Origin of the sequence: Lachnoanaerobaculum sp. OBRC5-5 (assembly GCF_000296385.1) — a bacterium.
GTDB lineage: Bacteria > Bacillota > Clostridia > Lachnospirales > Lachnospiraceae > Lachnoanaerobaculum.
The window spans coordinates 2,601,123-2,615,984 of the sequence record NZ_JH815185.1 but is presented as its reverse complement, the minus strand read 5'-3'; the positions used below and the strand labels follow the sequence as shown (position 1 = coordinate 2,615,984).

Sequence of the window (14,862 nt, the reverse complement as noted above, 5' to 3'; positions counted from 1 at the left end):
ATAAATTACGCTCTAACCGATGTCTTTACTGCCACCTATTCCCCCACTCACTTTCTTTAAAACCTACCAAGGCAAAATCGTCTCCCAAAACTATAGGTCTTTTTACAAGCATTCCGTTTTCTGAAAGGAGCTTGAGCTTTTCGTCATCACTCATAGTATCCATTTTTTCTTTGATATTAAGCTCTCTATATAGCATACCGCTTGTATTAAAAAGCTTCTTTATAGGAAGTCCCGAATAATCTAAAACCTTTTTTAACTCTTCTACACTTGGAGTCTCCTCCACAATATTCTTTTCTGTGAACTCCACATTTTTATCTCTTAACCACTTTCTTGCCTTCACACAAGTTGAACATTTAGGATAATGAAATACTAACATAAAATCTCCTTTAATAAACTAAAAATAGTCCGGCTTAAAATAAGGCCAAAATATTTTTAAAAAATGCTGTTTTTTAGATAAACTATATATCACTTTAACTTCTGCGTATTAATAGGCGGAAGTATAATCGGAGCCATACCGGGCTGTGATGTCAATAGCGTAACTTGGCTTCTAATAAATGGAAACATTATTGCTACAGTATTTGTATTTATTATTGACTCTTCTCTTGAATAATCCTCCGACTCATATAAAAATTGGGCTTCCGCTACCAATTCTATGTTCATATCATCCTTTTCAATTGTAGTTGTCAATATTACATTGTATTCATGCTTACCGATAGGAATGATATTCTTCTTTATATCTGCATTAAGTTCACCATTTTTAATAACCTTATCCCTCACAAATGAAAATTTACTAAAACAAAAGTTCTTCATTTGTAGACTTGATCTAATGTCCTTAATATCCATTCTCACCTCACTAAGCAGCCAAGCCAATATCCTGTTGTATACAGTCATCAACTAAATATACTGTATCCATATTCGCTACTATAGCTGAATCATTCTTATATATAAATTTTTCATCATATGATACAGCTGTGTTTTCTTCTTCTGTGATGAAGCTTACTCCAAATAATGACTCAAATGTATCTGGAGTATCAGCTTCTGTCAGTGAAATATCATATCCAAACTGCTCTTTCGCATACATTATAAACTTGTCCATCAAACTATTCACCTTGCTTACCTCCTATTCGAATATTACTGATTATACCGGTATCTTTTACACAATATATTGTCTCTACTCCAAAAACCATGTCCAATGAATCTGCAAACTCAATTGTACGCTCATATAAAGGTTGTTGACGTTGTTTAAAATTGCCTATTATCAACTTGTAATGTTTTTCTTTTGCATAAAACGAAATCAACATGGACCTTAATACAATTTTTCTCTCTACTTCATCATCAACTCCTTCAATCAGAATTTTATCATCCCCTGATAACATTGAATTGACAAAGCTTTCAAAATCGTCCAAGTCTTTTTTTACCCTTAAGTCAAACGTTTCATCCTTGTATATATCTTCTATATCAGCTAAAATAACCGTGGCTTTAATACTACCTTTGCCCTTTTGCTTTAACTCATTACATTTTCTTTTAGCTGCCCACCAGGCTTTCGCCTTTATATCATAGAAATATACACCTTCTCCACACCAACTTGTCTTATCTCCTCTTAAAGCAAAGCCATTTGTTTTAATATCTTCTGCAGATTCAATATCTGTCCCATGGCTTAGATTATAGTAGCTTTCAGTATATCTCATTATTTCTCCATGTGACCAATACTCTCTCAATAATGTATATTATATTCTAACATTTTTCTATGTTATTATCTATACAATTAAAAATTTATTTTCCAACTTCATGATACTCATTACAAAGCAGTCTGTAATACTTTTCACTTTCTTCTTTATTGCATTCTCTATTTTGCAGATAAAAGCTCTATTATAGCTCCTCTAACAAACTCGTTTTCACATACACAGTAAATTTCACCAATTAATTCACACGCATTTTGAGAGTTATACTTTCGTACCACCTCCATTACAGCTGTCTTTAAATCATATTCTATCTGTGCCTTATTAAGTATATCAAATGCTCTGCTCTGTATGCTGCTATGTGAAGGGCTCTCTTTATCATCAATTTCCACTTCTAAAGCAGATGATGATGAAATCTCCGGCAATCTTATAATTAAAACATTTTTTGTTTCATCATATTCAATACTTGCAGGTTCTATTTTCTTTTTATCGAGTAAAATATCAAATTCACTTTCTTTTCCTGCACCGTAGAAATAGAGATTATATCTTCTCTTCTCCCTTGCAGCATTTTTATTTCCCGAAACAGGGTTTATTCTAAATATTCTCTTTGCATTGCCTTCCAGAATCTCATATCCTGTATATGCCCAGTCAGACTCGACATAAGTATTAAATTCCTTTTCATCTTCGGCAAGAGTGAACTCTCCGTCCTTACCGGCAAAAATAAACAGATCCATTTCTGCAGGACTTGATATCTCATTTGTACTTACATTTGCATTAAGAGGTAAAATACTTCCCTCTCTTGCAAATACGGCGATATCTTCCAGATTTCTGTAGATTTCAAGTTCACGATTTCCTCTATACCTTACTCCGGTAAAGATATCAAACCATTCACCCTCCGGAAGCCATATCTTGGTCTTTGCCAATCCGCTCTCTGCATCAATTTTTCTTGTCACAGGACATACTATCAGATCCTCTCCGAAATAATACTCATTTTTATAATTATAAACCTTATCATTTGCAGGCTCATAGTAATAAAGTGGCAGTATTAAAGGAAGCTTATCCACATTTGCTCTTTTGTTCATAGTATAAAGATATGGTATAAGTCTATGACGAAGTCTTAAATATTTCTTTGTTATTCTTTCCGCAATCTGATTGTACTTCCAAGGTTCTTTTCCTGAAAACTCATTGCAGGTACTGTGCAATCTCATTATAGGTGAGAATACCCCAAACTGTACCCATCTTACAAACATCTCGTCATCTCGAACTCCGTTCATATGTCCGCCGATATCATGGCTCCACCATGCATATCCGATATTTGATGCTGTAGCTGTAAAATACGGCTGAAAGTCAAGACTGTCCCATGTAATAATGGTATCTCCGGAAAATCCTATAGGATATTTGTGACTTCCCACTCCTGCATATCTTGAAAGTATTAGACCTCTTCCCTCATCTCTTCTTTCAGAATCTTTATAGTGGAAATAGTTTAAAAGCCATAGCGGATCAAGCCCCTTATGGCCTGAGTTTTCTCCCTGTTGCCAGTCTATCCACCAGTAATCGACTCCCTGCTTTTCAAGTGGATGATGTACATGTTTAAAATATCCTTCTCTGAATTTATCATCGGCAATATCAAAAAGTACAGGTTCTTCCTTTTTAATATCTACACCCATAAATTCCCCCATATCCTTATAGCAATCTTCATATGCCCTTATACCGTCTGCCGGATGTACATTCAGTAAGACCTTATATCCTCTTGTATGCAGTTCACTTAGAAAATCTTTTGGACTTGGGAAAAGTTCCTTATTCCATGTATAACCTGTCCATCCTGTACCGAATCTTCCTTCCACATCAGTAATGTGCCAGTCCATATCGATAACCGCCACACAAAACGGAATATCCTCACTGTCAAATCTGTCCATCAAATCCAGATATGACTTTTGAGTGTATTTATAATATCTGCTCCACCAGTTACCAAGTGTAAATCTCGGCAGTAGAGGTAATTCTCCACTGAGAGTATAGAAATCCTTCAGTGCTGTCAAAAAATCAAGTCCATATCCGAAGAAATATAAATCTATTGCTTCAGAATCTTTTCTTAATTTAAATCCATCCTTTGTTATAAGCATTGAATTGCTGTCATCCACCACAGACCACATCTGCCTTGAAACAATTCCCTCGCCAAGCTCTGTTGCTCCGTCAATATTATCAAGAGTTCTGGTTGTTCCTTTTAAACTCTCATTCTTATCTCCATAATGCCATACACTTGAAGTTGTTCCGTAATTTCCGCTTACATTAATCCTTAAGCCTTCACCTGTAAATTCTTTTTTATCATATATTACTCTTAGATAATCTGTAACTATAACCAGTTTGTCTTCACTGTCCAAAACATCAAATTTTGCTTTCGGGAACTTTCTGTTTGTAACAGCCGCCGTCTCTTCATCAACAAATATATTTTTTTTACTGTATTCAAACCTTATAAGTCTATCGGTAAGAATACTTATTCTATAATTATTCCCTTTAATTATTGAAGCCTCTGCCGCCTTTGTACTTACCATTTTTCTCTCTTTCTATATTTCCCCTCAATCCTTCGCTACCGGATACTCATTGCAAAGCAGTCTATACGGCTCTTCGTCCTCTTCTATCTCAGGGAATCTGCCTATATCTTCATAGAATCTGTTGTCTATATTGTCATCATTACATTGGGAAACTTCACCTATAAGCACACTTCCGCTTCCCGGCTCCACATGGAACTCATGGTATTGATGTGGCCATATGGTGATACTCTCTCCCGGCAAAAGCTTTACAAGGCTTCCCGCTTTTACATAGTATGATCTTCCGTCTGAATTTATAAGTACATCCGAGTCGGCAAGTCCGCCCTTACCGTCATCATTATATACTTTTATAAGAAGTGTACCGCCACCTCTGTTTATAATATCCTCCGATTTAAACCAATGGAAATGCATAGGCGCCATCATATCGTCTCTTAAGAATAAAAGCTTCTCCGCATATACCTTTTTATACTTCTCGTTGTTCCTGTTCCCGTTTCTGAGTGTAATAAGCCCGAAACCTATCTTATCAAAATCTCCGAGTCCGAAGTCCGTTATATCCCATCCGAGCATATTATCTCTTATTTCATCATATTCATGCCCCTTGTTTTCCCAATCCTTTGGAGTCCAGTTGCAAAACGGCGGCAGATTAAAGCCGTTCTCTTTTATAAGCTCCTCCATCTCTCTTATGATGCTGTTAATTTGTGATCTTTTCATTCCTTTCCCCTTTCTTGTAACAAATATTTGCTCATTTGTCTTTGCAATATTCTAAGTGCATTTTCTATATCATCTCCCAGATTCAGCTTTGAAATTTTTGAATCCGCCAGAGATATCGCTCCTTCATAACCGCTGAATTTCGGTTTTGCTATACCGTTCTCAAGTATATGGCATATAAGTCTCGAATCTATTATATCTTCGTCTTCTTTAAAGATATTCTCCGACTCCTTACTTTCCATAACCTCTTTAAGTACCGATGCTACAGGCATCTCATTATACAATGTCTGCTGTATTTCGGTATCATAGGTGAGTGTTTTAAGAAATTCCCATGCCAGTTTCTTCTTATTTGACCTTGAACTTATTGCAATATCCAGACTGTCAATCATACTTACATTATTTCCTGATTTTCCTGCCGGCATCGGTATGCAATCCCACGCAAAACCTGTGTATTTTTTTATCTTGTAAGGATATGACTTATAAGTCCTATATTCGGCAAGTGACATCTGGCTGAATGCCAACTTACCGCTGTCAAACTGCTCTTTTGTTATATTCTTATTGCCGTTTAATGACTCAAGGCTTTTTACAAATCGTATAGACTCTGCAAACTTCTCCTGATTGAAATATGACTTCTTTCCGTCTTTTGAAAAAAGCACAACATTATTTGAAAGTGCAGCATTTATCCAGTCATATTTGTATATTCCGAAGTAATCCAGGCTGCCGTCAAGGTCCCTGTCCAAAGTTATCATTCTACACATTCTGTAAAAATCATCAAATGTGTAGTCATTTCCCGGTATATCAACATGCAGCTTTTCAAGCAGTGTACGGTTTACAAACATAAGAGTAGGCATGGCTTCATATGGAAGGGCGTATCTATGTCCCGAGAAAACTCCGGAATTTGCAATTTCACTGTAATATTTATTTATATCAAAATCTTTGTCTTCCATGACATATCTGTCAAGATTTTCTATAAGCCCCAGATTTATATAATTTTCAAAATCCTCATCCAAAACCATAAAAATATCCGGCATTTCATCCTTCAATATTCTCTCAGCCATCCACTCGCTGTAGTCTTCTTTTTGTATTCCGCCGATATATTTTATCTTTACACCTTTATGTTCATTCTCAAACTTCTCAATCGCTTTGTCAATAACGGAATAGCTTTCCTGTACGGCAACATCCCAATTACTGCCGTTAAACATAGCAAATTCTATTACTGTTTCTTTAGGTCTGCATATATAAAAAAATATGCCGAGTATTGCCGCAAAAAGAATTGCCCCCACAAAAAGTTTACTTTTCTTTCTCAAAGTTCACCTCTGCCTATTGCCCATATGGCAAGCTGTGTTCTGTCACGAAGTTCAAGTTTATCAAGGACAGTTGATAAATAATTTCTTACCGTACCTTCTGAAAAACTCAAATCCTTTGCAATTTCTTTATTGCTCTTCCCCTTTGCCACCTCTTCTATTATGGCCCATTCATTCTTTGTAAGAGTTTTTACATTCTCGGAATCTACATGTATGGTTTCATTGTTTACAGCCAGTTTTGAGAAAAACTTCAAAACCTTTGAAGCAATATCAGGATTTATCATTGCCTGTCCCTGATATACCGTATTTATCGCCTCTACCAGGCTGTCCATACTTATACCTTTTAAAAGATAACCGCTGGCTCCATATTTTAAAGCGTTAAAAACATATTCATCATCATCAAATGTGGTGAGTATAATAATCTTTATATCCGGATAACCTTCTTTTATAATCTTGGTACATGACACTCCGTCAAGTCTCGGCATTCTTATATCCAGAAGTATTATATCGGGCTTATTTTCTCTGACACTCCTTATTACCTCAAGTCCGTCAGACACGGCATCCGTTACCTCTATGTCAGGTTTACTGTCAAGGATTATCTTTAAGCTTTCTCTTATCAGCTCCTGATCATCTGCAATTAAAACTTTAATCATATTCCTCTCCCCATCTTATCGGTATCATAGCTTCCACCTTAAAGCCTTCTTCACTACTGAAATTTACCTGGCCTTTTAACATATTTACTCTTTCTCTGATATGTCTGAGTCCGAATCCCGCCTTGATATTTTCGCATCCTATTCCGTCATCACATATCAAAAGATTGATGCTTCCATAGTTTTTCTTAATTGATACATCTATATTTTTTGCCCTTCCATGCCTTATAGCATTTGTAAGACTTTCCTGTACTATCCTGTATATGGCCATCTCTTCGTCTTCATCAAACTTCAGATTAATAATATCACAATCAAGTTTTATATTTACACCGGCAACCCTTTTTGTATTCTCTACAAGTTCTTCTATGGCACTTTTAAGATTAAGTCTTTCAGGTGCATCCGGTCTTAATGAGCTGACACTCATTCTGATATCTTTTATACCGTTCCTACTGACCTTTGAGAGCAGATTCAGCTGATTTCTCAGAGCCGGTTTATCATCTCCTGCCAAAGCTATACAGGCATCTATACCTGCTGCAAGCCCTGTAAGAGTATGTCCCAGAGTATCGTGAATTTCCCTGGCAATACGGTTTCTTTCTCTGATCTCTGCAAGCCTTGCATTGTCCATTAAAGACTTCTCAAGTTCTTCATTTGTCCTTTGCAAATCTGTATTTGCTATCTCAAGTCTTTTATTAAGCTCCAGATTTTTCTCTATTATCTCTTCCTTACTTACTATTATAATTATACAGCATAATATAAAACATACCACAGTCATAAGATTTAGCGCATTGTAGATAAAGTATATTAATGTCTGTATACTTTGACTGCATACCTCTATGTAAGATGAGATATCATACACATTTATAAAGAGCTTCACCAGCTCATGAGTTGTTAAAAGATAGCTTATCATCGCGATAACAACTACCATCGGCATATATTTATTTCTTTTTAAATACATCAAAGCGTTTGCAAAAGTCCAAAGCAGTATTCCGTTATAATTAAAATTTAAAAGTATGATACATATTAATCCAAGTATAAATTCCAATGCGAAAGTTGCAACTATAATACCGGTATCATTTATGATATTGCCGTTTCTAATGCAGAAAGTTATTACAAAGCATACTGATGATATAACTGTAAATGTGAATATATACAAAGTATTGCCCGGTACATTTACCGCATTTGATAAAAACAGCTTTGCCTCATGTATACTTACCGTTCTTTCTGTAACTATCCATATAAAGCCTGAAATCAAAATAACTGCCGCAAGAGATATGACCAGCATTATTTCCTGTATTGTATTTATTTTAAAATTTCCTATACTTTTCATCTTATTGCCACTTCGATATATCAAATCTTGTTAAATTTCCTGCGTTTATCAAGTCGACATTTATGCTTATGTCGGATTCTATTTCTTTTCCGTTTAGATAATCGTACGCCGCTTTAGCCGCTTCCTTACCCATATATATAGGATGTTGAGCAACTGTTGCCGTAAAAAGCCCCTGCCTTATCAGCTCCTTCGCATCCGGGGATCCGTCAACTCCGTAGATTAAAACTTTCTTTTCGCTCTTCTCTCTAAGCGCCGCAACTGCACCGATTGCTGTAGGATCGTTCAACCCGAATATAACATCAAAATCTTTATCATTATTTTCAATATAATCAATAACAGCATGATTTACAGTTTCAATCTCACTTACTCCGTCTATTTCCTCTACAATCTCATACTTTTGATTATCCTTTATAGTGTCAATAAATCCCTGTCTTCTTTGTATCATGGATAAAGCTATAAGATTCTCAACAATAAGTATCTTTGCACCTTCAGGCTTTTTTCTTATTAAATCCTGTGCCAAAAGTACTCCGGCTTCATAATTATCCGATTGTATTGCACTTATTACACCGATTCTGTTATCAACATCGGTATCAATTAAAATTACCGGAACCCCTCTTTTTTCGCATTCAAGCAATGCACTTTCTATTCCGCTCTTGTCTACGGCATTTACAAACAAAAAATCAATTCCTTCATTTAACATATCCGTTATTTGAGCATTTTGTCTTTCCTGACTTTGCGCCGGATCTCTTGTTATAAGTATATCACCGTTTGCTTCAATAGTGTCTCTTATATTCTCATTGAGCACATTAAAGTAAGGATTATTCATTGTCATAAATGTAGATCCGAAAACAATTTTTTTGTCTTCAGTTTTCAATTTAAACAAAACTACCGATAAACACAATAAAAAAACATATGCTAAGAGCATATAAAATGCCCTTAGCCTGTTTTTGTCGATTTTTTTCATTATTTACTCTTTTTTAAATTTCTAATATAGTCGATAAATACTGCAAGTAATATTACAATACCCTTTACAACAGTCTGCCAGAAAGAGTTTACATTCATAAGGTTAAGTCCGTTACTTAAAATTCCTATGATAAGTGCACCTACCAAAGTACCTCCAAGCTTTCCGTATCCGCCCGACATTGATGTTCCGCCTACTACTACCGCAGCAATGGCATCCATCTCGGCGCCGTCACCTGCTGTAGGCTGCCCTGAATACATACGTGAAGCCAAGATAACTCCTGCAAGACCTGCCATAAGTCCTGAATAAGTATACACCATGAATTTTACTTTTGAAACACTTATGCCTGAAAACTTTGCCGCAAGTGTGTTTCCACCGACTGCATATATATATCTACCGATTTTTGTTCTGTTCATTATAAGAACCGATATTATAAATATAATAATCATTATAATAACAGGTACAGGAAAAATACCGATATATCCGGCACCCAGCCACTGCCATTCTTTTGATACAACTCTTACCGGTGAACCTCCTGTATAAACACCTGCAAGACCTCTTGCGATATTCATTGTTGCCAGAGTCACGATAAATGGCGGGATTGTTGTTCTTGAAATAACAAAACCGTTGAATGCACCTATTACTATTCCTATGATTACTCCGATAATCATAGCAAGGTAAATATTCATTCCGTATCTGGATACACATCCTGCGGCAAATACTCCTGAAAGTGCTATTACCGAACCTACCGACAAGTCGATACCGCCAAGTATGATTACCATAGTCATTCCACATGCAAGAAGCATATTTGTGGATATCTGTCTAAGTACATTGAAAACATTCTTTGTTGTAGGGAACGAACTGCTTGTAGCAGGAAATACTGTCAGAAATATTGCCAGCACCAGCAATGCGATTATGATTCCCATATTCTCTTTGAAAAAATTTAACGCCTTTAAATTATTCGCTTTTTTCACTTTTTACCTCCATCATATAGCTGCCAATGCCATAATGCTCTCTTGTGATATTTCTTCATGATCTATACAGCCTCTTATCGTTCCTGCCGCCATAACATATACTCTGTCACTCATGTTGATTATTTCCGGCAGTTCCGAGGATATCATAATGATTGAAACACCCTGTTTTACCAGGTCATTCATTATTCTGTATATCTCCGATTTTGCTCCTACATCTATTCCTCTTGTAGGCTCGTCCAAAATAAGGATTTTAGGATTTGTAGCCAGCCATCTTCCTATCATTACCTTTTGCTGATTTCCACCTGAGAGATTACCGATCACCTGCTCCTGTGAAGGTGTCTTGGTCGCCATCATGTCTATATATTTTTGAGTTATCTCAGACTCCTTTTTTGAATTTACATTCAAATTTTTTATAAAATCGTCAAGAACTTCAATAGTGGTATTGTATTTTATATCCTGCAGTAAATAAAGTCCCTGCTCTTTTCTGCTCTCAGGCACAAGTGCAAGACCGTTTTTTATCGCATCTGTCGGATCTTTTATATTTACCTTTTTCCCCTCAATATATATATCTCCGGAAACATCCTTTGAAAGTCCGAATATTGCCTGCATAGCCTCGCTTCTGCCCGCTCCGACAAGCCCTGCAAAACCTATTATCTCGCCTTTCTTTAACTCAAAGCTGACATCTTTTACCCTGTCGCCGTCTTTTAAATTCTCTACTTTAAGTATAACTTCCTTAGACGGCATAAAATCCCTTACATAGTAGTTTGTCAAAGTTCTTCCAACCATCATGGCTATAAGTTCGTCCTTGTTGGTCTCCTTTACGACCTTTGTTCCTACATATTCGCCGTCTCTCATTACCGTTACTCTGTCACATATTTCTTCGAGTTCGCTCATCTTATGTGATATGTAGATTATTCCGACACCCTTCTTTGTCAGATCTCTCATGATATTGAAGAGATTTTCAACCTCTCTGTCACTTATGGAAGAGGTAGGCTCATCCATAACCAGTATCTTTGCATTAACAGATACCGCCTTTGTTATTTCCACCATTTGCTGCTTAGCTATAGGAAGATTCATAACAAGTTCTCTTGCATCTATGTCCATGCCCAAATCATCAAGAATCTTTTGAGCATCTTTTTCCATCTTTGAAATATTTACAGTAAATCCTTTTCCTGATTCTCTGCCTAAATATATATTTTCCGCCACTGTCATATAAGGTACCAAAACAAGTTCCTGATGTATTATCGCAATATTGTTTTTTGATGCATCATGAACCGACTCAATCGATACCTTCCTGCCTTCGATTTCTATTTCTCCCTCATCAAGGCTGTATATTCCGCCAAGCACTTTTATAAGAGTTGATTTGCCGGCACCATTTTCACCCAACAGTGCATGCACTTCCCCGGACTTCAATTCGAGGTTTACTTTATCTAAGGCTTTAACTCCCGGAAAGCTCTTAGATATATTTTTCATTTTCAATAAAATATTGTCTGCCACTGTTTCACCTGCTCTTATTTTCTAAATAAGGCATCCCTGGGGATGCCTGAAATTTTGTTATATTAATAATATCCGCCGTTTAACTGCGACTGTTTACTGCCAGCCGTCTGTTCCGTACTTTGCTACATTGTCTGATGTGATAAGGAATGTTTCTACAGGATATCTCTCTTCAACCTGCTTTCCTTCTACATAATCATACATAATCTTCACTGCCTGCTCTGCGATAGATACAGGAGACTGAGCACCGCTACCCTCTATTAAAGAGTTACCTGATGCAAGCTCGGACTTAATGTCAGGTGAACCGTCAACACCGTAAATCATGCAATTCTTGATGCCTGCCGCATTTGCTGCCGCCAAAGCTCCTAAAGCTGTAGGATCGTTTCCTCCGAAGATTGCAACAACGTCAGGATTTGACTGTAGAAGATCCTCTGCAATACCCATTGCTACCTGAAGATTTCCCTTTGCATCCTGCTGTGCTACAACTTCAAATCCATGATCTTTTATAGCATCCATAAAACCGTTTGTTCTATCTACAACAGACTGCATAGTAGGTGAGTCAAGAACTATAATCTTTCCTCCGTTAGGTGCCTTCTTAACAAGGTCCTCTCCAACTACTTTTCCCGCATTGTAGTTATCTGATCCTGTGTATGATACAAGATATGACATATCGCCTACTTCAGTATCAAATCCCACCATAGGAACTCCTGCATCCTTTGCAAGATCAAGTGCAGGTATGATACCCTGTGCATCAACAGGATTCATAAACAATCCGTCAAGATTCTGTGAAAGCATATCCTCAACCTGTGAAATCTGCTTTGTAACATCATTTCCGGGATCTGTTACTATAAGTTCGTCACCGTTTGCCTCTACCAATTCCTTGATTTTATCCTGAATTGTAACGAAGAACGGGTTTGTTCCGTCCATACATGTGTATCCAAACTTATAATGCTTCTTTTCTCCGCTTTGGCTTTCACCACCCTGTGCTGTTGTAGCAGCCTCTTTGCTTTCTCCCTCTGATGCGGCCTTTTTCTCTCCGCCACCACAAGCTACCAAGCTACCTGCCATTACAAATGCCAATGCACCTGCCATTAATTTTCTTCTCATAAGACCTCCTCATATTACCTTTCGGTTGATATGGTAATAATATCAATAAAAACTATTTTACATAATTGTTTTTTGTAACGGGTATCATATGACAATTGTCATATACTATTTTTCGTTCTTAAATACTCTTATAGCATCCCTGTAAGTCTGCTTCATACTCTCTCTTGCAGTCACAAATACATCATGTGAATACAGATTTCCACTTGTATCCTCAGCCATTTTTCTTATTGCATCTCCTGCGAATTTTGCCGCATAGGTATAGAAGTTAATCTTCCTTACTCCACGGTCAATACATCTTCTGAAATCATCATCACTGATTCCGGATCCTCCATGCATTACCACAGGAACTCCCGTAAGTTCTCTGATATTTTCTATTCTTTCAAAGTCAAGCTTGGGTTCACTCTTATATATTCCATGTACCGTTCCGAATGAAGCCGCCAGTGCGTCAATACCTGTTTCCTCTACAAAGATTTTTGCAAGCTCGGGATCCGTATAGGCACCCATAACATTCTCCTCTACGCCCTCGGCCCCCATAGCGCCAAGCTCTGCTTCTATACTTGCACCGTATTCATCTGCAAGAGCTGCCGCATATCTTGTATTTGCCACATTTTCTTTAAAAGGCAATGAGGATCCGTCATACATTATCCCTGTAAATCCAAGGTCCAGCGCAGTCTTTATCTCAAAGAAATTATCACCATGATCCAGATGTACACATACCGGTACCTTCGCCTCATCAGCAAGCATTACCATTATTTTTCCTATCTTTTCAAGAGGTACATATTTTCCATGTGCCGCATTTGCAAACTGCAATATTACAGGAGCATTCTCCTCCTCTGCGGCCTCTATTACAGCCATTATCCCCTCAAGAGAAGTGGCATTAAATGCGGCAACAGCCATATTTTTACTCTCTGCTATATCCAAAATATTCTTAAGTGTTATTAACATAATCTACTCCTTTATAAAATCCTGAGTTTCCCAGTTATTTCCTATCTTTTCTTCAAGTTTTTTTATATCAATTAAACCGCTATAGGTATCGTATTCCGTAATACACATCGCACCTGTACCTGCCGCTATCTCCATAGCGGATTTTGGTAAGTAGTCATTTACTATTCCGTAAATAAATGCTGCTATGGCAGTATCCCCCGCTCCTATTGCAGACTTTATTCTGTCAGGTTTAAAGCTCTTTTGAAAATATTTAAAGCTGTCCCATTCTCTGCCAAGTCCGAGTTTTTTTGAAACATCTCCTGCCGTACAAAGATACATACCTGCCGCACCGCATTTTATAAGCAATATTGAAACTCCAAATTCCATGATCTTTTCTGCCAGCGGCAATATATCCTTTTCAAGGCTTAAGCACATGCAAACATCTTCTTCTCCCGCTCTTTCCAAAAGATTTTCGTATGCTTCTTTATCCATCATACATAAAAGCTCTTCAAAACTCGGCTCAAATACATCAACATATGGAAGCACCTGCTTTAGTATTTCTTTCCAGTCAAGTTTTCCTGCATCGCCCTCAGGGTCTATGGCCGCCACATCAAGACTTGTTATCAGTCCGGCTTCCTTTACACTTCTATACATTTCTATAAGATCTTTAGCATTGTTCTTATAAAATCCTGCCATTAGTGTAGGATAACCGAAATGGAACAGATACCCGTTCTTTATATCTTCCATATCTAAATCTGAAAATTTGAAGGTATCGTTTGTTCCCGTAAAATGTAAGAAACTTCTGTCAAAGCCCGGCGGTGATAATACTATGGTATATGATGTATCTTCTCCCATAGCCTTTATAAAATTTGTTTTTGCGCCCTTTTCTTCACATTTTTCTATTATCTGACGACCGAACTCATCATCTCCGACCTTGGCAATAAGATCGACATTTGCTCCGAATTTGTGCAATGCCATACCTGTATTATTTACAGCTCCGCCATTTGCCACTGTTGCCCTGCCTATATTTATAAGTTTTCCGGGTTTTAACATCTTTGCAAAATTTTTCCCTTTAGTATCATATATTTGAGGTGTAATATCATAGGATATATGGCCTGCAACTATTATTTTTCTGTCCATATTGCCCCCTTTCAAAAATAATTTACTAAAATTTACAAAAAAATAATA

The 14,862-nt window shown here is 37.0% G+C and carries 15 protein-coding genes; all 15 read right to left on the bottom strand.

What is annotated here, in order from left to right; genetic code table 11:
• Positions 1–25: 25 nt before the first annotated feature.
• The 15 genes from HMPREF1135_RS12080 to HMPREF1135_RS12010 all read right to left on the bottom strand — a co-directional run bounded on the left by HMPREF1135_RS12080 (position 26) and on the right by HMPREF1135_RS12010 (position 14,814).
• Positions 26–376: an arsenate reductase family protein gene (locus HMPREF1135_RS12080; protein ID WP_007595579.1), complete on the bottom strand. Its 351-nt coding sequence runs from the start codon at positions 374–376 to the stop codon at positions 26–28.
• Between the two features lie 89 nt (positions 377–465).
• Entirely contained in the window at positions 466–843 is a 378-nt protein-coding gene (locus tag HMPREF1135_RS12075) for a protein-export chaperone SecB (protein ID WP_007595578.1), read from the bottom strand.
• Positions 844–853: 10 nt separating this feature from the next.
• Positions 854–1,108, bottom strand: coding sequence for a hypothetical protein (locus HMPREF1135_RS12070; protein ID WP_007595577.1), 255 nt, complete (start codon positions 1,106–1,108; stop codon positions 854–856).
• A complete protein-coding gene (locus tag HMPREF1135_RS12065) occupies positions 1,101–1,688 on the bottom strand; it encodes a hypothetical protein (RefSeq protein ID WP_007595576.1) in 588 nt (195 codons plus the stop codon). Before HMPREF1135_RS12065 ends, HMPREF1135_RS12070 begins: the two co-directional genes overlap by 8 nt.
• A 158-nt stretch (positions 1,689–1,846) precedes the next feature.
• The gene (locus HMPREF1135_RS12060) at positions 1,847–4,228 is read right to left on the bottom strand and encodes a glycoside hydrolase family 31 protein (RefSeq protein ID WP_007595575.1); all 2,382 of its coding nucleotides are present in this window, start codon (positions 4,226–4,228) and stop codon (positions 1,847–1,849) included.
• Between the two features lie 24 nt (positions 4,229–4,252).
• Positions 4,253–4,936, bottom strand: a complete 684-nt coding sequence (locus HMPREF1135_RS12055) for a D-lyxose/D-mannose family sugar isomerase (protein WP_007595574.1) — start codon at positions 4,934–4,936, stop codon at positions 4,253–4,255.
• A complete protein-coding gene (locus tag HMPREF1135_RS12050) occupies positions 4,933–6,240 on the bottom strand; it encodes an ABC transporter substrate-binding protein (RefSeq protein ID WP_007595573.1) in 1,308 nt (435 codons plus the stop codon). Before HMPREF1135_RS12050 ends, HMPREF1135_RS12055 begins: the two co-directional genes overlap by 4 nt.
• Positions 6,237–6,890: a response regulator transcription factor gene (locus HMPREF1135_RS12045; protein WP_007595572.1), complete on the bottom strand. Its 654-nt coding sequence runs from the start codon at positions 6,888–6,890 to the stop codon at positions 6,237–6,239. The genes HMPREF1135_RS12050 and HMPREF1135_RS12045 overlap by 4 nt, the downstream gene beginning before the upstream one ends.
• Positions 6,883–8,214: a sensor histidine kinase gene (locus tag HMPREF1135_RS12040; RefSeq protein ID WP_034211125.1), complete on the bottom strand. Its 1,332-nt coding sequence runs from the start codon at positions 8,212–8,214 to the stop codon at positions 6,883–6,885. The genes HMPREF1135_RS12045 and HMPREF1135_RS12040 overlap by 8 nt, the downstream gene beginning before the upstream one ends.
• A gap of 1 nt (position 8,215) precedes the next feature.
• Complete coding sequence (locus HMPREF1135_RS12035) at positions 8,216–9,178, bottom strand: sugar ABC transporter substrate-binding protein (protein WP_007595569.1); 963 nt, start codon at positions 9,176–9,178, stop codon at positions 8,216–8,218.
• Positions 9,178–10,149, bottom strand: coding sequence for an ABC transporter permease (locus HMPREF1135_RS12030; RefSeq protein WP_007595567.1), 972 nt, complete (start codon positions 10,147–10,149; stop codon positions 9,178–9,180). The genes HMPREF1135_RS12035 and HMPREF1135_RS12030 overlap by 1 nt, the downstream gene beginning before the upstream one ends.
• A gap of 12 nt (positions 10,150–10,161) precedes the next feature.
• Positions 10,162–11,646, bottom strand: a complete 1,485-nt coding sequence (locus HMPREF1135_RS12025; RefSeq protein WP_007595563.1) for a sugar ABC transporter ATP-binding protein — start codon at positions 11,644–11,646, stop codon at positions 10,162–10,164.
• Positions 11,647–11,739: 93 nt separating this feature from the next.
• Positions 11,740–12,750, bottom strand: coding sequence for a sugar ABC transporter substrate-binding protein (locus tag HMPREF1135_RS12020; RefSeq protein WP_007595561.1), 1,011 nt, complete (start codon positions 12,748–12,750; stop codon positions 11,740–11,742).
• A gap of 105 nt (positions 12,751–12,855) precedes the next feature.
• Positions 12,856–13,695 carry a class II fructose-bisphosphate aldolase gene (locus HMPREF1135_RS12015; RefSeq protein WP_007595559.1) on the bottom strand — a complete coding sequence of 280 codons (840 nt, stop codon included), beginning with the start codon at positions 13,693–13,695 and terminating at the stop codon, positions 12,856–12,858.
• 3 nt (positions 13,696–13,698) lie between these two features.
• On the bottom strand, positions 13,699–14,814 hold the full coding sequence (locus HMPREF1135_RS12010) for a carbohydrate kinase family protein (RefSeq protein ID WP_007595557.1): 1,116 nt from the start codon (positions 14,812–14,814) through the stop codon (positions 13,699–13,701).
• Positions 14,815–14,862 lie beyond the last annotated feature (48 nt).

Excerpts from the sequence above, each read along its gene's own strand:
- HMPREF1135_RS12080 (WP_007595579.1), bottom strand. The coding sequence starts at position 376 with ATGTTAGTATTTCATTATCCTAAATGTTCAACTTGTGTGAAGGCAAGA.
- HMPREF1135_RS12075 (WP_007595578.1), bottom strand. The coding sequence starts at position 843 with ATGGATATTAAGGACATTAGATCAAGTCTACAAATGAAGAACTTTTGT.
- HMPREF1135_RS12065 (WP_007595576.1), bottom strand. The coding sequence starts at position 1,688 with ATGAGATATACTGAAAGCTACTATAATCTAAGCCATGGGACAGATATT.
- HMPREF1135_RS12060 (WP_007595575.1), bottom strand. The coding sequence starts at position 4,228 with ATGGTAAGTACAAAGGCGGCAGAGGCTTCAATAATTAAAGGGAATAAT.
- HMPREF1135_RS12055 (WP_007595574.1), bottom strand. The coding sequence starts at position 4,936 with ATGAAAAGATCACAAATTAACAGCATCATAAGAGAGATGGAGGAGCTT.
- HMPREF1135_RS12045 (WP_007595572.1), bottom strand. The coding sequence starts at position 6,890 with ATGATTAAAGTTTTAATTGCAGATGATCAGGAGCTGATAAGAGAAAGC.
- HMPREF1135_RS12040 (WP_034211125.1), bottom strand. The coding sequence starts at position 8,214 with ATGAAAAGTATAGGAAATTTTAAAATAAATACAATACAGGAAATAATG.
- HMPREF1135_RS12035 (WP_007595569.1), bottom strand. The coding sequence starts at position 9,178 with ATGAAAAAAATCGACAAAAACAGGCTAAGGGCATTTTATATGCTCTTA.
- HMPREF1135_RS12020 (WP_007595561.1), bottom strand. The coding sequence starts at position 12,750 with ATGAGAAGAAAATTAATGGCAGGTGCATTGGCATTTGTAATGGCAGGT.
- HMPREF1135_RS12015 (WP_007595559.1), bottom strand. The coding sequence starts at position 13,695 with ATGTTAATAACACTTAAGAATATTTTGGATATAGCAGAGAGTAAAAAT.
- HMPREF1135_RS12010 (WP_007595557.1), bottom strand. The coding sequence starts at position 14,814 with ATGGACAGAAAAATAATAGTTGCAGGCCATATATCCTATGATATTACA.